Source organism: Salinicoccus jeotgali (genome assembly GCF_039538805.1).
Classification (GTDB): Bacteria; Bacillota; Bacilli; order Staphylococcales; family Salinicoccaceae; genus Salinicoccus; species Salinicoccus jeotgali.
Genome location: NZ_BAABCK010000068.1, coordinates 1 through 16,729, shown reverse-complemented (window position 1 = coordinate 16,729; position 16,729 = coordinate 1). Strand labels below are relative to the sequence as shown.

Here is a 16,729-nt window from a genome sequence, read left to right as displayed (position 1 = left end):
CTATAGAAAGGCGGGGTGACACATGAAGTTCTTCATAGTGTCCAAGGGGGACACGAAATCGAACGCACTTAAAGATAAGATGATGAACTATATGATTGATATGAACATGGAACTGGATGACAAGAAGCCGGATATCGTCATTTCCGTCGGCGGGGATGGCACGCTGCTGCAGGCTTTCCACAGCTATCAACATCTGCTCGACCATACGGCATTCGTCGGTGTACATACCGGGCATCTCGGTTTCTATGCAGACTGGCTGCCCCACGAAGTGGAACGGCTCATCATCGCCATCCAAAATGATGAATTCCAAGTCATAGAATATCCACTGCTTGAAACGATTATACGATATGAATCGGAAGGAACCGAAACGAGGTATCTGGCACTCAATGAAGCGACGCTCAGGACGGATGACGGCACGACCCTGGTGATGGATGTCGACCTCAGGAACCAGCATTTCGAACGTTTCCGTGGAGACGGGTTGTGCATCTCGACCCCATCCGGCTCGACAGCCTACAACAAGGCGCTCGGCGGTGCACTGATCCACCCTTCACTGGAAGCAATCCAGATCACTGAAATCGCGTCGATCAACAACCGGGTCTTCCGGACCGTAGGTTCACCGCTGGTGTTGCCTAAGCATCATACATGTCAGGTGCTGCCGGTCAACAGCGAAGTCTACCAGATGACGATCGATCACATAAATCTTGTGCATAAAGGCGTCAAATCGATACAATTCAGGGTTGCTGATGAAAAAGTGAGATTTGCCCGCTTCCGTCCGTTCCCATTCTGGAAACGGGTGCACGATTCTTTCATATCGTAGGAAAAGCACTAGCAGGGTGCTTTTTTCTTTTGTTTTGATGTAGAATGAAATTCAATATGAACAGGTGGTGGCAAAATGGTTGAGACAATCGAGAAGACTGAGATGGAGATGGAGTACGATGTGCTCCTGGATCATCTCAGGAATGAACGTATAGATGACTTCCGGGAGGCTTTCCTGGACCTGCATAATTATGATCAGAGTGAATTTTATCTTCTGCTTGAAGAAGGGGATCGGCAACGGCTCTATCATTTCCTCAGTCCGGAAGAGGTAGGGGAGTTCTTCGACAGTCTGGAGCTTGATGCGGACGAATACGATGAAATATTCGAAACGATGGACGCCCGCTACGCTGCAGATATGCTTGCAGAGATGCAGTACGACAACGCAGTTGATATATTGAGCGGCGTTTCAAAGGAAAAGCTGACCTCTTTTCTGACGTTGATGCCGAGGAGGGACGCGCAGGAAATACGTAAGCTGATGAATTACGAGGAAGATACTGCAGGTGGTATCATGACGACGGAGTTCGTCAGCCTCACTTCACTTATGACTGTCAGGGAAGCAATGCGTCACCTCAAGCTGAAGGCACCGGATTCGGAGACGATCTACTACCTGTTCGTCGTCGATGAAGGGCGCAAGTTGGCGGGTATCCTCTCTTTGCGTGAACTGATCATTGCGGATGATGATGCCTATATCGGTGATATCATGATCGAGCGTGTCGTCTCCGCCCGCGTTTCGGACGATCAGGAAGAAGTGGCGCAGATTATGCGCGACTATGACTTCCTGGCGATGCCGGTCGTCGACTACCAGGGTCATCTGGTTGGGATCATTACAGCCGATGACATAATGGACGTCATCGATGAAGAGGCAAGTGAGGACTACTCGAGACTCGCCGGTATGAGCGAAATCGAGCCGACTTCGGATTCTTCCCTCTCCACAGCCAAAAAGCGCCTGCCGTGGCTGATCGGCCTGACCTTCATGGGGATGATCACCGCCACTATGCTCACACGCTTCGAAGACACGCTGGCGCAGGTCGCCATATTGGGTGCATTCATCCCGATCATCGGCGGGATGGCCGGAAATAGCGGCACACAATCATTGGCGGTTGCGGTGCGGGGGATTGCGACTGGTGAAATAAAGGAATCAAGCAAGGTTAAACTTGCCTTCCGTGAGATGGGTTCTGGCTTGATAACAGGGTCGGTCTGCGGCATTCTTCTGTTCACCATCATTACCTTATTGTATGATTCGTCAATTCTTGGTATGATCGTGGGCTTCAGTCTGCTGATCGCTATGACGTTGGCGACACTGCTCGGCACACTCGTCCCACTGGTGATGGATCGCTTGAATATCGATCCGGCAGTGGCGAGCGGGCCGTTTATCACCACGTCCAACGATATCATCAGCCTGCTCATCTATTTCACACTTGCAAATGCACTAATGTCTTACCTCATATAAGGAGTAGCTTATGGAACACGGACCATCCGTAGTGTCGCTGGCCATTGTTGTGCTGGCGGCATTACTGACCCCTATACTCATCAGTAGATTGAAAGTCAGCTTCCTGCCGGTCGTCGTGGCGGAGATTATCGTAGGTGTCATCATCGGCGACTCCTTTTTCGATATCGTCGATGGCAACGACCCTTGGCTGAAGATATTGTCTACACTTGGTTTCATCTTCCTGATGTTCCTGAGTGGACTTGAGATTGATTTTGACGCCTTTACACAGAAATCGGGTAGCCAGAAGAAATCCAAGATTCTAAAAAGGCCTCTGCCGAACATACTGGTGCTGACAATGGGCATATTCTCAGCCATGCTTGGCCTAAGCCTCTTATTTGCACTGCTTATGCGGGGCTTTGGGATATTTGACGATGTTTTTCTGCTCGTCATCATAATCTCAACCATTTCGCTTGGCGTCGTGGTGCCGACTTTGAAGGAAGCGAATCTGATCAGCACCCGGATGGGGCAGATCATCTTGTTGATTGCAGTCATTGCAGATTTGACGACGATGATAATGCTCGCCCTCTATTCCCAGCTCTACGCGGATGCAAGTAAGCCGTTGTGGCTGATGGGGATACTTGTGGCCTTCGCCATCCTGTTCTATTTCCTCGGTCGTGTCATGAACGGTTCGGAGTTCATCAAATCTCTGAATAACGGTACGATGCAGATCGGGATGCGTGGCGTTTTTGCGCTTATCATCATGCTCGTCGCCTTGGCTGAGGGCGTCGGTGCCGAGAATATCCTTGGTGCCTTCATCGCCGGCTGTATCGTCAGCCTGCTGAAACCGGATCAGGATATTGTCCATAAGTTGGATTCGTTCGGCTACGGATTCTTCATTCCGATATTTTTTATCATGGTCGGAGTCGAGTTGAATCTGCCAGCGCTGTTTTCGGATAGTCGCGTGTTCGTACTGATTCCGGTACTGTTGTTTGCTTTTCTGTTCAGCAAACTGATCCCTGTGGCATTTCTGCTGCGTTATTTTGACTTGAAGCGCGTCACGGCAGCCGGCTTCCTGCTGACCTCGACGCTGTCACTCATCATCGCAGCGGCAGTCATCGCTGAGCAGATCGGTATGATAACGAATTCCGAGAGCGGTATGTTCATCCTGAGTGCCGTAATCGCCTGCATCATCACTCCGGTCGTCTTCAAGCAGCTCTATCCGGAAGGTGAGAATGAAGACCGCGTCATCAACGTGACGATTTTCGGCAACAACCAGCTGACGGTGCCGGTGGCGCACAGTATCGCCGGCGGTCTGTATAACGTCAGGCTCATTTTCCACAAGAACTTTTCCGACTCCAGGGAAAGGAATACAGAGAACCTCTCATTCCAGGAAATACCGGAGTATTCCGAAGAGGCCCTAGATGCAGTCGATGCATTCGACAGCGACATTGTGGTCGTCGGAGCGAATGCGGCAGACATCAATCGGCGTGTCGCGGAGATGGCTAAAAACCGGGGAGTGGAACGGATCATCTACAGAGTCGAAGATCCGACAAGGGAACAGGCCATCAAAGAACATGGGTATGAGCCTTTCTCTGCACTGCTAAGCTCGAAGACGCTGCTGCGTGGATTGATCGAATCTCCACATATGATGGATCTACTGACAGATGAAGAGACGGCCATCTATGAAATACAGATGAATAACTATCGTTACGATGAAATGATCCTCCGTGACTTCCCGTTCACTGCAGATATCATCTTCCTACGGATCATGCGTGGACAGGAATCGATTGTGCCCCACGGGGACACCAGACTCCAAGTGGATGACCGTATATTTATGACGGGATCTAGGGAGTATGTGGAAGAATTGAAGCGCGAACTTGAACTGTATTAATGAATGCACCCTTCGGGGTGCATTTTTCTCTATGAGCCTCTCCTTTCTTTTTTGTTGCATTCGGAGATGAAAAACTGTAGATTAGTAGTAGGTACTAACATTAAATCATAAGCGCATGGATAAGGATCCATGTGTGATGAAAAAGGGAGTTTACGACTTATGAATCTCGAAGGTAAAACTTTTGTTATCATGGGTGTTGCCAATAAGCGCAGCATCGCCTGGGGTGCAGCACGGGCCCTCGATAAAATGGGTGCAAAACTGGTGTTTACAATATTGAATGAACGCTTCAGGCGCGAACTGGAGAAAATCTTGGGTGACCTAGAAGGCAACCACGACATCATCGTGGAATGCGATGTCACGGACGATGAGCAGGTAGAAGCAGCGTTCAAGGAAATCGGCGAGAAGACAGGCGGCATCGATGGTCTGATGCATGCGATCGCATATGCTGGAAAAGATGAACTCCAAGGCGGCTACAGCGATACGACCCGCGAAGGCTTCAAAAATGCCCTCGACATCAGTGCGTATTCACTGGCAGTGGTTTCAAAGCATGCTAAAACAATCATGAATGAAGGCGGTAGCATCGCAACAATGACCTACCTCGGCGGAGAGCGCGCAATGCCGAACTACAACGTCATGGGTGTTGCTAAAGCAGCCCTCGAATCCAGCGTACGCTACCTTGCACTCGACCTCGGCGAGTCCGGCATCCGCGTCAACGCCGTTTCAGCCGGCCCGATCCGTACCTTGAGCTCTTCAGCGGTCGGAGATTTCAAATCCATCCTGAAGGAAATTGAAGAACGTGCGCCACTTAAGCGCAACGTTGATCAGCTGGAAGTCGGCAACACTGTTGCATTCCTGCTCAGTGATTTGGCGAGCGGCATCACAGGAGAAGTCCTCCATGTCGATTCCGGTTATCATATCATGGCTTAATATAGTTGAAGCAGCACCTCCGGGTGTTGCTTTTTTTATTTGGAGATGTATCGGTTGTTGAGGTGAGTGGCGTTAAATCTCGTTCGTTGAGCAAACGAGGGCGAGTTGAGGAGTTAATTCTCGTTCGTCGAGCGGACGAGAGGGAGTTGGGGTGTTAATTCTCATTCGTCAAGCAAACGAACGGGAGTTACATTAAAACTGAACGTTATACAGCTTAAGGAAGCAATAAAAAAAGCGTTCCAAATATATTGGAACGCTTTTTGCAACTCAGCCTTCGCCGAGTTTATATGTTTCATATACCTGCCAGACACCATTGTCGAGCTGGTAGAGGAGACTCATTTTATCGAGTGTTTCTTGGTGATCGATGCCAATCATGCTGAGTTGGCCGAAGATGTCTTCGTACTCCTGGGTAGTCTGTCCTTGGGCAATCGTCAGGTGTGGCACGAAAGGATGGCTGTTTTCGCCGTAGAATTCGCCATCATTCAAATCGTCATGCAGTGCAACCAATTCGTCATTCTTTTCTACTTTGAAATAGATGACTAGAGAGTTCGGTGAAAAACTTGAAACTTTCTTGATTTCAATGTCAGTTGGTTTGTGCTTTTTAGCAATTTCTTTCAGGTGTTGTGAAATTTTTTCTTTTTCGGATTCGTCCGCTTCAAATTTTTCTTTTAGAGTGATGTGTGGGGGGATCAGTGCATAATGCGCATCATATCTTTTTCTATATTGGTTGACTTTATCTTGAAGCTGTTTAGATGGAAACATAGCTATTCCGAAATTCATCGTAATTCCTCCCTGCTTTGTTATACCTTAAGTATATCAAAGTTTTCTCAAAATGCCATAATATTCTAACTTAAGAAGTGTTTCATTGCTGGTTCCAAAATTGGTTTCCACGTTTTCCAGATGTGGCCTCCGTCTAACTCTTCATATTTATATTCAAGCAGCCGGGTGGAAAGATGCTCATGCAGTTTACGGTTCGGCGTCAGGAAATCCGCACGATCTTTCGAGATGCTTTCAAAATCATCCTCTTCCAATCCTATAGTATGGTACATGTCGAGATGCATGAGTGCACTTTGGGATTCGAAGCGGTTGATGAAATCATCATCTACGTATGGACTGAGTGCCAATACGTTGGAAAATGTCGCCGGATAGGTGATGGCGACCGACAATGCGAAGCTTGCAGCGAGCGATTCCCCCATCAATGTTCGGGAAGTGCCGACCTTTAGTGTCGGGAAATGCTCATCAATCCAACTCATCAGCTCATGGGCAGTGAAAGAAACGAATTTCTCATGGTGCTTGCCGTTCGGGCTGAAGTAGTCATAACGCCAGTCGACGTCAGGGTAAGGTACCCCGATAATAATAGCCCGGTCTATCTCTTCTGATTCACGCAGCTTTTCATACGTCTGTTCAAGCTGTCCGAAGCGGAAGAAATCCTGGCCGTCGAATGTAATGATGACCCTGTGTTTATAAAGGTCTGAAAAGTTTTTTGGTATATAGTACTGGATTTCATAAGTGTCACCTAAAATTTCGGATTTGAAATCAATACTGTGTATTTTTCCTGGTGTCATTTCCATAAAAATTACCCCCTCTTGGTTATTCTACCAACAAGGGGGCAAGTGTGAAACATCAATGATGATATTTAACGCTCATCATCGCCGTAATTCATATTATATTCCTTTTCCTCTTTAAGACGTTTCGGGTAGTCCACATGCCAAAAATCTGCCGATTTGACTGTGGCTGGGTCTGGAGAGTAGATTGCGTACTTTCCTGATCCCTTTTCCTTCTTCTGCTTCTCGAAGTCCTTCAGTGCGGCAATGGCCGGCTTCTGCAGGATGAGTATGCCGATGACGTTCAGCCACGCCATGAGACCTACACCAAGGTCACCCATATCCCAAGCCAGTCCTGCCGAGTTGATCGTGCCGTAGAATACCGAGCCGATCAGCAGCACGCCGAGCAGAGTCTTCACGATCGGCCAGCGGCCTTTCGTCAGATAGACGAGGTTCGTCTCTGCGATGTAGTAGTATGCAAGTATTGTAGTATAACAGAAGAATAGAAGTGCAAATGAGATGAAATAAGAGCCGAATCCGACGAAACCAGCCTGGAAAGTATCCTGGCCACTGAATGCCTTATCGAGGCCGGCCTGTGTATAGGCCACTGTGCCTTCTACGTTCTGCTCGCCACCCGGCGTTTCCTGATAGACACCACTGTCTACTAGGAGGCCACCATCACCATCTGAAACGTTGTACATGCCTGTCATGAGGATCATGAGGGCTGTCGCCGTACATACGAAAAGTGTATCAACATATACGGAGAATGCCTGTACAAGTCCTTGTTTGGCAGGGTGTGAGACTTCAGCTGCACCTGCTGCGTGAGGACCGGTTCCTTGACCGGCTTCATTGGAGTAGATGCCGCGTTGGACGCCGATTGCGATCATTGCGCCGATGATACCGCCGAACTGCTGCTCCATGCCAAAGGCACTTTTGAAGATAAGAGCGAACATGGCAGGCACTTCCTGGATGTTCATGATGACCACGATGATGGCTACGAACACATATACAAGAGCCATAAATGGAACCACTGCCGTTGCAACGTTGGCGATTGATTTGATACCGCCAAAGATGACCAGGCCGACGAGCACTACAAGAATCGCACCGATTACCCAGTGTGGCATGGTGAACGAGTTTGTCATGGAACCTGCTATAGAGTTGGACTGGATGCCCGGAAGCAGGAAGCCGGTGGCAAGAATCGTTACAAGCGCGAAAACTGCGGCATAGATTTTACCGAATTTCCCACCTATCCCCTTTTCTATGTAGTACGCTGGACCACCGCGGTACTGATTGTCTTCATTCTGCTTATAGATCTGCGCCAGAGTGGATTCTACAAATGCGCTGCCTGCCCCTAAGAAGGCAATGAGCCACATCCAGAATATCGCACCTGGGCCCCCGATGTAGATGGCTGTAGCAACCCCGACAATGTTTCCTGTACCTACACGGCCGGATAAAGATACCGCCAAGGCTTGGAAACTGGAAATTCCGACCGGTGATTTCTCCCCTTGGAACATAAGCCGGATCATTTCTTTGAAGTGTCTGATCTGGAAGAAGCGCATCCTTAAACTGAAGTACAGTCCTACAGCCAGCAGGCCGTATACAAGAGGCGAGCTCCAAACGAGGCCATTAAGAAAATCAACGATTGTCTGCATAATATTTCCCCTTCCCCTTTGTCCTGAAGATTCTGACAACATCAATATTACGTGTATACATTTCATTTGTCCATATAAATATTATTAGATATTCTAATTTATGATACAATGGGTTCTACTTTAACAACCCGTAAGGAGATTATGCCAATGACTAATAAAGTATGGTTCCAAACTGGTATTGCAATCATCATTACGCTGCTGATCATCATGCTGGTCATCAGGGTCCAGGTCATTTTTGAACCGATATTCACGGTAGTAGCGACGATTTTCTTCCCGCTTCTGCTGGGTGGCCTCCTGTATTATATAACTGAGCCGATACAGCGCTTCTTGGAAAAACGGCGTGCGGGGCGCCTGACGAGCATCCTGGCAGTTTTCGTCATCATCCTGCTAGTGCTTGCTCTCCTCACCATCCTGATCGTACCGATGGTGACGCAGCAGGTTCAGAATCTGATTTCCCGTGCCCCAGTAATTCAGAATGAGATAGAACAGCTGTTCAATTATGCACTTTCCCAGCGGGATAAATTGCCGTTCGATCCGCAGAAATATATCCAGGACGCCCTGGACCGCGGTTCGGAGATGCTGTCGAACGTAGCGAGCAATGTCATGGCTATCCTATCAGGTACGGTCAGTGTCCTGATTACGTTCATTCTGATTCCGTTCTTCTTCTTCTTCCTGCTGAAGGATCATGAGAAATTCGTGCCGGCAATGGTCTCTCCATTCAAAGGCACATTCAAGCAGTTCATAACCGAGCTGCTGCATGATATAGACAATACTTTACGTGCATTCATCCAAGGCCAGATGCTGGTTAGTTTCATCCTTGGCATCATCCTCTATATCGGATACATCTCCATTGGGCTTGAATATGCACTATTGCTTGCGATATTCGCATTGTTCATGAATCTGATTCCATTCATCGGACCTTGGATGGCTTTCATCCCGGCTGCTATGCTCGCGTTGATTCAGGATCCATTCATGCTGATATGGGTGTCTCTGATTACTTTGGTCGCCCAACAGATTGAAAGCAATCTAATCACGCCGAACGTCATGGGACAGACGCTCAACCTTCATCCACTAACTGTCATAACAGTCGTCCTCGCAGCGGGCAACATCGCCGGATTCATCGGCATGCTGATTGCGATACCGACCTATGCGGTGATCAAAACTGTCATCAGGAATATATGGAATTACCGTGCCAACATCAAAAATACAATGTTGTCGGAACCGCGCAACACCTAGACCTGGCGGGGTATTCCCCCGTCTTTTTTGATGATGAAATGCCGTATTGCCGCTTGTCTGGTGTAAAAACGGGTATAAGTAATGGAATAATCCTGATGGGGGATGATGCCATGAAAGTGACAATAGTGGGCATGTGGAACGGTTTCCCGAAGTATTCGGAACCGACATCCGGCTGCCTGGTGCAAAAGAATGGTGTGAATCTGCTGATCGATGCAGGCAGTGGCGTAGCCGGCCAAATACAGAAGTATGTTGATATCCACGCCATCGACCACATATTCCTGACGCACTACCACCATGATCATGCAGGGGATATCCAAGCTTTCGTATTGGCGCGCAAATTGACCAGGGAACATAAAAGGACCAACCGTAACCTGAAGATATATGGCCCGGAAGGCGGTCTGCCCGTACGCGAGATCCGCCGTGCACAATATAGTACATTCCAGCCCATCCGGGCTCAAAAGACTTATACAGTCGGTCCCTTCAAACTGGAGTTCCACCGCAACGAACACAGTACGGAAACTTATGCAATACGGGTGACGGATGATACCGGTGCCGTCCTCGTCTATACGTCGGATACATGTTACCGGGGCAGCCTGGTGCGTTTTGCATTCGGGGCGGACCTGCTCATTACCGACTGTAGACTGTATGAGGGCCATGACGGCAAAGTGGAAGGTCATATGAATGCAGAAGAGGCTGGACGCCTGGCGTCTAAGGCAGACACCTCCAAGACGATACTGACAAATCTGCCCCACCACGGGGCGTTGGAAGTGTTGCTTGATAGTGCCAATCAGCATTCCATTAAAAATGTTAGATTGGCCGAAGTCGGCATGCAAGTTGAAATATAGAAGGTGTAAATTTTATATACGCAACAAAAAAGGATGGACCCCAAATAGGGTCCATCCTTTTTTATGCGGCATCTGAAGTACGCCGCTCCTCTGAATCAATCTGATACAATACCCGATTGATCTCCACCTGGTTGATTGCTTCCACAACGAAGTATGCAATGATGGAATAGATGATGATAACTGCAATCAGCAGCACATTCGATTGGATGACGCTTAAAACGAGCGCCGGCATGAAGACGAGGGCCATGAAGATGAGGAGCATGCCCATGCGATTGCCGCTTATCGCCCGTTGGGCTGTGGCGACCTCCTCGCTATATTCACGGTTGATGCGTTCAAGGTCTATCGCAGACGGATCCCGGTAGAGTTTTGTTATCCTGATATCTCCACCATATGGATTTTCGACATAACGCAAGTCCATATGACTGTTATTCCATGTCAGATACTTAAAAAAATTCACAATATTCCCCCTAACTATTCAAAAGATTGTGAGTTTATTATATACTGTATACATATTTAATTCAAAGGGGTGTTTTATATGGCTCAGAAAGGATCGGATGACAAACAGTTTTCGAGACGCGATTTCCTTAAAACGACCGGTGTGGCGACAGGAGGCATCATAGGCGGCTCTTTGCTTGGTGGCTTTGTCGGCTATAATTTGGACGATGGCGACACCGCGTCAGACACCAGTGGCGAGAACAAGGGTGAGGGCGCGGCAGACGGCAGCGCAGAGAACCCGGGCAGGATCTTCTTCCATAATGATGCACAGTTCGAAACGATTTCACAGGCTATGGAGCGCATTTATCCGGAAGATGATATGGGGCCTGGCGCAATCAAGCTCGGTGCACCGTATTTCCTTGATATGCAGCTGGCAGGCGCATACGGCAACAACTCCAAAGAATATATGAAAGGGCCGTTCTATGAAGGGGAACCGACCCAGGGCTACCAGTCACGGCTGACGCGGGCGGAACTGTTCACTTTAGGCATAGAGCGCCTGGATACGGAAGCGAATGAGGCATTTGATGATGATTTTTCAAAACTCGACGGGGAAGACATGGACGAAGTGCTGACGCGTTTCCAAAAGGGTGAAGCGGATATGGGGGTACCCCCGGCGACAGCAAAGTCAGAGGACTTCTTCAACCTGCTGCGTTCTGCGACAATCGAAGGGGTCTACTGCGATCCGATGTACCGCGGCAACCGTGGTATGGAAGGATGGAAGATGAAGCAGTTCCCGGGACACCAGCACCAGTATATCGATAAGATCGACAGCGGGGAATTTGAGGATATCAAACCGCAATCTCTATATGGAGGTAAGAGCTGATGGCAAAAGAACTTGAAAAGGTAGATGTATTGACGGTTGGTGTTGGATGGACAGGCGGCATCATAGCAGCTGAAGCAGCCAAGGAAGGACTAAAAGTAGTGGGGTTGGAGCGCGGTAAGGAACGTGGTACGGAAGATTACCAGAATATCCATGATGAATACAAATACGCGATACGCTACGAATTGATGCAGGATGTCTCCAAAGAGACGCTGACGTTCAGAAATTCACCTGATCAGCGGGCGCTGCCGATGCGCCAGCTGGGATCGTTCCTACTCGGTGAAAACCTTGGTGGGGCGGGGACGCACTGGAATGGGCAGACATGGCGTTTTCTACCTTACGACTTCGAAATCCGCAGCATGACGGAAGAGAAGTACGGTGAGGATAAACTGATGGAAGATGACGGTTACAGACTTCAGGACTGGGGCATTACATACGATGAGCTAGAACCTTATTTTGACCGGTTTGAGAAGACGTGCGGCCTTTCCGGTGAAGAGAATCCATTGGGCGGCAAGCGTTCGGATGCCTATCCGACACCCCCGATGATCAAGACGCCGATTCTTAAGAAATTCGAAAAAGCATCATCCGGCCTCGGCTACAGCCCTATCATGATGCCTTCAGCAAATTTGAGTGAAGCATTCGAAAACCCGGATGGCCAAAAGATCCAGGCTTGCCAATACTGTGCTTTCTGTGAACGTTTCGGCTGTGAGTACGGCGCGAAGTCTTCTCCTGAAATCACGGTGATACCAACCGCTCGGGAGACCGGCAATTTTGAAGTGCGTACACACTCCAATGTCGTAGAAATCCTTACAGATGAGGACGATGATAGCCGCGTGACCGGCGTCAAATACGTCGATACGCGTACACGTGAGGAGTTTATCCAACCAGCGGATGTGGTTGTACTGAACAGCTATGTATTCAACAACTACAAGCTCCTCAGAGTATCGGACATCGGCAAGCAGTATGATCCGGAGACCGAAGAAGGAACACTTGGACGCAGCTATTGCTATCAGATATTCGGCGGGGCAACGGGCTTTTTCGATGAACAATTCAATACGTTCATGGGAGCCGGTGCACTTGGAATGGCATTCGATGACCACAATGGCGATAACTTCGACCACTCAGACCTCGACTTCCTGCATGGCGGCAATATTTCGGTCACACAGACAGGCAGCCGTCCGATTGCGAACAATCCCATCCGTCCAGACACGCCGTCATGGGGCAGTGAATTCAAAAAGGAATCCATTGAAAACTACACGCGTACATTGAGTGTGTCAGGTCAAGGTGCAACATTGCCGCATAAGGACAATTACATCGATATCGATGAAACGTATAAGGATGACTACGATGTGCCACTCGTCAAATTGACATACAACTTCAAAGATCAGGATCGTGCCCGTCACCAGCACCTCGCTGAACGTTCGGCTGAAGTGCTTGAAGAGATGGGTGCGAAAGAAGTATCGAAAGCTGCAGAACTCGGTGACTACAGCATCGTTCCATACCAGTCCACGCATAATACAGGTGGCACGATCATGGGGGATGATCCCGAGAAGAGTGTCGTCAACAATTGGTTGCAGCACTGGGATCGCGATAATCTTTTTGTAGTCGGCGCGGGAAATTTCGTGCATAATAGTGGATATAACCCAACCGGTACTGTGGGCGCACTTGCATACCGCTGTGCTGAAGGGGTGATCCGATTCGCCAAGGAAGGCGGACGTCTTGAAGATAAGTAGGTGATATAAATGGATCCATATCAGAATATGAACATCAGCCCCTCCGATAAGCGCAAAGCAGAGAAAAATAAAAGCGCTGGAGCGGGGGGCGGTGGTGGAAATGGGAACGGGTCGGACAATAATACCCCGACACCACCGGAAGAACCACCGCGGAAGCGTAAGCGGGTGACGCATGAAGAGCCTTTTGCGCCGCTTATGGACCATATTGAAGATCTGAGGTCTATGCTCCTCAAGTCGGCCATAGTGTTCGTCATCTGGTTCTTCACCATATTCTCCACCGTCGGATGGTGGTTCCCGGTAGTGTCGAAGGGCGCGGATATCGTAGTGCTTGGACCGTTTGAAGTGATCCGCTTCTACATCCAGACCTCAGCAGCCATCAGCCTTGGGCTGAGCATTCCGTTCATATGCTGGTTCCTATGGCAGTTTGTACGGCCGGGCCTGGTCGAGAAGGAGACCCAATTCCTGAAGGGGTCCCTGCCGATCATGCTCGTGCTATTCGTTATCGGAGTGTCGTTCGGCTATTTCGTCGTGCACCCGATCAGCTATTTCTTCCTGATCCAGATGGGGCAGGTCAATTTCGATGTGCTCGTGACGGCGGATGAATATATGTCCTTCCTGCTTATTACCACGATTCCCTTCGGTCTGATTTTCCAGCTGCCGATAGTGGTCCTGTTCCTGAGTCATATTGAACTGCTTGACTCAGAGTTCATGCGGAAATCAAGGAAGTATGCATATTTCGCCTTGATGGTCGTCACAGCCATCATCGCACCACCCGACTTCTTCACGCATATCATCACTCTGTTGCCGATGATCGGCCTCTATGAAGTGAGTATTGTACTGGTCAGGCGCAAAGAACGGCGCACCGCCAAAAAAGAAGCGGAAAAGGCAGAAGCAGCTTAAAAGGAGGCTCTAGGAGCCTTCTTTTTTGTGCCTGGTTATTTTATCCAGAATGTACCTGCAAGGTGAATATCTGGTATAGTACAATATAGGAAAAGGAGGGGCTTCATAAATGAAAAAAGTAAGAAAAGCGGTCATCCCAGCGGCTGGACTCGGTACCCGGTTCCTGCCGGCGACCAAGGCCATGCCAAAGGAAATGCTGCCGATCCTCGATAAGCCGACGATCCAGTATATAGTGGAGGAAGCGGTCGAAGCGGGTATTGAAGATATCATCATCGTCACCGGCAAGCACAAGCGTGCCATTGAAGATCATTTCGATCATCAGCTGGAACTTGAAATGAACTTGAAAGAGAAGGAGAAGTACGAGTTGCTTGAGAAGGTTGAGCATGCGACCGGACTTGCAAATATCTTCTATGTCAGACAAAAATCCCCTAAAGGGCTCGGACATGCCATACATACTGCCAAGCAGTTCATCGGGGACGAACCGTTCGCCGTGCTGCTCGGGGATGATATCGTCGATAATGAAGGCGGAAAGCCCGCCATCGGCCAGCTGATCGCCCATTACGAAGAATGCCAAAGTTCGGTCATCGGTGTGAAGCAGGTGCCGGCAGAGGAGACTTCCCGCTACGGGATAGTCGAATACGATGGCCAAGAGGATAACCTTTACCATCTGACCGATATGCATGAGAAACCGGGCCCGGGCGTAACAGATTCCACACTCGCCATCATGGGACGCTACGTTCTTGCGCCTGAGATTTTTGATCATCTTGAAAAAGGGGAAGTTGGAGCAGGCGGTGAAATCCAGCTGACCGATTCCATCCGGGCGATCATCGAGTCGGGCGGCGATGTCCATGCCGTTGATTTCGAAGGCACACGTTACGACGTCGGCGACAAGGCCGGATTCGTCAAAACGACGATGGAATATGCGCTTAAATCCGATATGCGCGATGAACTGCTTGAATTTATGGAAGACTCCCTGAAGCGTTACGACAGGATAAGAGAATAGAAAAACTGCGGCAGTCCATGCCCCAAAATTCCGGGGAATCGCATGGGGTGCCGCTTTTTATCTTCAAAGTGTAAAATTAGTCAAAATAAAAAGAGCAAATCAGGCATTTTCCTCCATATATTATGTAGGAGGTGCATGTCATGTTTATAACAGATAGAAGAAAATCAAAGGAACTACTGTTTTACGAAGCGTTGGAAGTGCGCTGTAGCTTGACGGGACAGGAAGTGAAAAGGCTTAGGGCATTGCGTCGGGGCTTCGAAGGTGAGAGGGCCTATGACGCGCTGTGGGAAGCGGCCGGCCATGATCACCTGTTGATTTTCCGGGACATCTGGCTACAGGTCGGAAATGCAGTGCTCCAGGCAGATGTGCTTATTATTGATGACGGCCAAGTGACTGTGAATGAGATAAAAAATTATTCAGGGTTATATCGGCTGGAAAATGCTGTATGGTCAGTCAACGGCTACCGTATTTCTGAAGACCCGGTCGCCCAGGTGAGGCGGACTGTCGGCAAGCTGACACATATAAGGTCGAAAGGCGGGCATTCATTTCAGATTGACGGGAAAGTCATTTTCATCAATCCCGACTTTAACCTCACCTCTGATTCAGAAACAGATGACCGGCATATCATCAACCGAACAATACTGAAACCCTATATGGCGGATATTGCAGCAGGGTATGCCAGTAGAGAAGCATCGGACGTCGCCGAGACCATCAAGTCATGTATCATCGATGACCCGATGCGCGTCCCAGAACTCGATCCCAGCCGTATAAAGCCAGGGATTCGCTGTGCCCGCTGTAGCGCTGTTGATTTATCGATAAAAAGGTATGCAGTCGAATGCCGGCAGTGCGGCCACCACGAAACCACCGAGCGGCTGGTCGTGCGCGCTATAGTCGATCATTCCAATCTATTTCCCGATGCTTCCATGGATAAAAAGCAGATCCGGTGGATGCTTGCCGATCAGGTTGGGCTCAGATGTATAGAACACGCCCTGACGAAATATTGCATAGCCATAAAAAGAGGCAAACATGCAGCATACACTGTCGAAACACACTATCTTGAAGAATTATTGGCAATCAAGCAGTATAAATCAAGATATGAGAAGAAACCCTCTCAAATTTGAGTTGAGTCTCCAATTCCCGTTCGTCGTCGGAACGAAGGCGAGTTGACGTTCTAATTCTCGTTCGTCGCCGGAACGAAGGCGAGTTAACGTTCCAATTCCCGTTCGTCGCCGGAACGAAGGCGAGTTAACGTTCTAATTCTCGTTCGTCGCCCAAACGAAGGCGAGTTGCCCCAATCAATCACCCCGCAACAAAAACATACTAAGATTAGTACCACAGGACCCGGCCAGGTCCTGTGGTACTATTTTCATATAGTAGGAGTGGAGATCAGGTCGACGAGGTTTTAGGATTTAGAATCCGGAATAAAAACGGGCCAGCT

The 16,729-nt window shown here is 49.0% G+C and carries 15 protein-coding genes; 11 read left to right on the top strand and 4 right to left on the bottom strand.

From position 1 onward, the window contains the following. Window positions 1-22 precede the first annotated feature (22 nt). The 4 genes from ABD734_RS10605 (at window position 23) to fabI (ending at window position 5,063) form a co-directional block, all read left to right on the top strand. Window positions 23-817, top strand: a complete 795-nt coding sequence (locus ABD734_RS10605) for an NAD kinase (protein ID WP_344704120.1) — start codon at window positions 23-25, stop codon at window positions 815-817. Between the two features lie 75 nt (window positions 818-892). Further along, window positions 893-2,266 (top strand): magnesium transporter, encoded by a 1,374-nt coding sequence (mgtE, locus tag ABD734_RS10600; protein ID WP_344704118.1) that lies wholly within the window; start codon window positions 893-895, stop codon window positions 2,264-2,266. Between the two features lie 10 nt (window positions 2,267-2,276). Beyond that, on the top strand, window positions 2,277-4,136 hold the full coding sequence (locus ABD734_RS10595; RefSeq protein WP_344704116.1) for a cation:proton antiporter domain-containing protein: 1,860 nt from the start codon (window positions 2,277-2,279) through the stop codon (window positions 4,134-4,136). 159 nt (window positions 4,137-4,295) lie between these two features. Further along, a complete protein-coding gene (fabI, locus tag ABD734_RS10590) occupies window positions 4,296-5,063 on the top strand; it encodes an enoyl-ACP reductase FabI (RefSeq protein ID WP_344704114.1) in 768 nt (255 codons plus the stop codon). 267 nt (window positions 5,064-5,330) lie between these two features. Here fabI and ABD734_RS10585 read toward each other — a convergent pair whose 3' ends face one another. The 3 genes from ABD734_RS10585 to ABD734_RS10575 all read right to left on the bottom strand — a co-directional run bounded on the left by ABD734_RS10585 (window position 5,331) and on the right by ABD734_RS10575 (window position 8,262). After that, complete coding sequence (locus ABD734_RS10585; RefSeq protein ID WP_344704112.1) at window positions 5,331-5,843, bottom strand: YjcG family protein; 513 nt, start codon at window positions 5,841-5,843, stop codon at window positions 5,331-5,333. A 65-nt stretch (window positions 5,844-5,908) separates the two neighbouring features. After that, entirely contained in the window at window positions 5,909-6,634 is a 726-nt protein-coding gene (locus tag ABD734_RS10580; protein WP_344704110.1) for an alpha/beta hydrolase-fold protein, read from the bottom strand. Window positions 6,635-6,699: 65 nt separating this feature from the next. Beyond that, a complete protein-coding gene (locus tag ABD734_RS10575; RefSeq protein ID WP_344704240.1) occupies window positions 6,700-8,262 on the bottom strand; it encodes an alanine/glycine:cation symporter family protein in 1,563 nt (520 codons plus the stop codon). 144 nt (window positions 8,263-8,406) lie between these two features. Here ABD734_RS10575 and ABD734_RS10570 point away from each other — a divergent pair, with 144 nt between their 5' ends. Both ABD734_RS10570 and ABD734_RS10565 read left to right on the top strand, forming a co-directional pair. Further along, on the top strand, window positions 8,407-9,495 hold the full coding sequence (locus ABD734_RS10570) for an AI-2E family transporter (protein ID WP_344704108.1): 1,089 nt from the start codon (window positions 8,407-8,409) through the stop codon (window positions 9,493-9,495). A gap of 110 nt (window positions 9,496-9,605) precedes the next feature. Beyond that, window positions 9,606-10,340: an MBL fold metallo-hydrolase gene (locus ABD734_RS10565; RefSeq protein WP_344704106.1), complete on the top strand. Its 735-nt coding sequence runs from the start codon at window positions 9,606-9,608 to the stop codon at window positions 10,338-10,340. Window positions 10,341-10,401: 61 nt separating this feature from the next. Here the strand turns inward: ABD734_RS10565 and ABD734_RS10560 are convergent, their stop codons facing one another. Beyond that, window positions 10,402-10,797, bottom strand: coding sequence for a hypothetical protein (locus ABD734_RS10560; RefSeq protein WP_344704104.1), 396 nt, complete (start codon window positions 10,795-10,797; stop codon window positions 10,402-10,404). Window positions 10,798-10,875: 78 nt separating this feature from the next. Here ABD734_RS10560 and ABD734_RS10555 point away from each other — a divergent pair, with 78 nt between their 5' ends. From ABD734_RS10555 to ABD734_RS10535, 5 genes are all read left to right on the top strand, one after another. Then, window positions 10,876-11,658: a gluconate 2-dehydrogenase subunit 3 family protein gene (locus ABD734_RS10555; RefSeq protein ID WP_344704102.1), complete on the top strand. Its 783-nt coding sequence runs from the start codon at window positions 10,876-10,878 to the stop codon at window positions 11,656-11,658. Continuing rightward, entirely contained in the window at window positions 11,658-13,388 is a 1,731-nt protein-coding gene (locus ABD734_RS10550) for a GMC family oxidoreductase (protein ID WP_344704100.1), read from the top strand. The genes ABD734_RS10555 and ABD734_RS10550 overlap by 1 nt, the downstream gene beginning before the upstream one ends. 9 nt (window positions 13,389-13,397) lie before the next feature. Continuing rightward, window positions 13,398-14,288 carry a twin-arginine translocase subunit TatC gene (tatC, locus tag ABD734_RS10545; RefSeq protein WP_344704098.1) on the top strand — a complete coding sequence of 297 codons (891 nt, stop codon included), beginning with the start codon at window positions 13,398-13,400 and terminating at the stop codon, window positions 14,286-14,288. Window positions 14,289-14,397: 109 nt separating this feature from the next. Beyond that, window positions 14,398-15,291, top strand: a complete 894-nt coding sequence (gene galU, locus ABD734_RS10540) for a UTP--glucose-1-phosphate uridylyltransferase GalU (protein WP_344704096.1) — start codon at window positions 14,398-14,400, stop codon at window positions 15,289-15,291. A gap of 140 nt (window positions 15,292-15,431) precedes the next feature. Continuing rightward, a complete protein-coding gene (locus tag ABD734_RS10535; protein ID WP_344704094.1) occupies window positions 15,432-16,412 on the top strand; it encodes a nuclease-related domain-containing protein in 981 nt (326 codons plus the stop codon). The last annotated feature ends 317 nt before the right edge of the window (window positions 16,413-16,729 follow it).

Coding starts and splice junctions, on each gene's coding strand:
- ABD734_RS10605 (WP_344704120.1), top strand. CDS start 23: ATGAAGTTCTTCATAGTGTCCAAGGGGGACACGAAATCGAACGCACTT.
- mgtE (WP_344704118.1), top strand. CDS start 893: ATGGTTGAGACAATCGAGAAGACTGAGATGGAGATGGAGTACGATGTG.
- ABD734_RS10595 (WP_344704116.1), top strand. CDS start 2,277: ATGGAACACGGACCATCCGTAGTGTCGCTGGCCATTGTTGTGCTGGCG.
- fabI (WP_344704114.1), top strand. CDS start 4,296: ATGAATCTCGAAGGTAAAACTTTTGTTATCATGGGTGTTGCCAATAAG.
- ABD734_RS10585 (WP_344704112.1), bottom strand. CDS start 5,843: ATGAATTTCGGAATAGCTATGTTTCCATCTAAACAGCTTCAAGATAAA.
- ABD734_RS10580 (WP_344704110.1), bottom strand. CDS start 6,634: ATGGAAATGACACCAGGAAAAATACACAGTATTGATTTCAAATCCGAA.
- ABD734_RS10570 (WP_344704108.1), top strand. CDS start 8,407: ATGACTAATAAAGTATGGTTCCAAACTGGTATTGCAATCATCATTACG.
- ABD734_RS10565 (WP_344704106.1), top strand. CDS start 9,606: ATGAAAGTGACAATAGTGGGCATGTGGAACGGTTTCCCGAAGTATTCG.
- ABD734_RS10555 (WP_344704102.1), top strand. CDS start 10,876: ATGGCTCAGAAAGGATCGGATGACAAACAGTTTTCGAGACGCGATTTC.
- ABD734_RS10550 (WP_344704100.1), top strand. CDS start 11,658: ATGGCAAAAGAACTTGAAAAGGTAGATGTATTGACGGTTGGTGTTGGA.
- tatC (WP_344704098.1), top strand. CDS start 13,398: ATGGATCCATATCAGAATATGAACATCAGCCCCTCCGATAAGCGCAAA.
- galU (WP_344704096.1), top strand. CDS start 14,398: ATGAAAAAAGTAAGAAAAGCGGTCATCCCAGCGGCTGGACTCGGTACC.
- ABD734_RS10535 (WP_344704094.1), top strand. CDS start 15,432: ATGTTTATAACAGATAGAAGAAAATCAAAGGAACTACTGTTTTACGAA.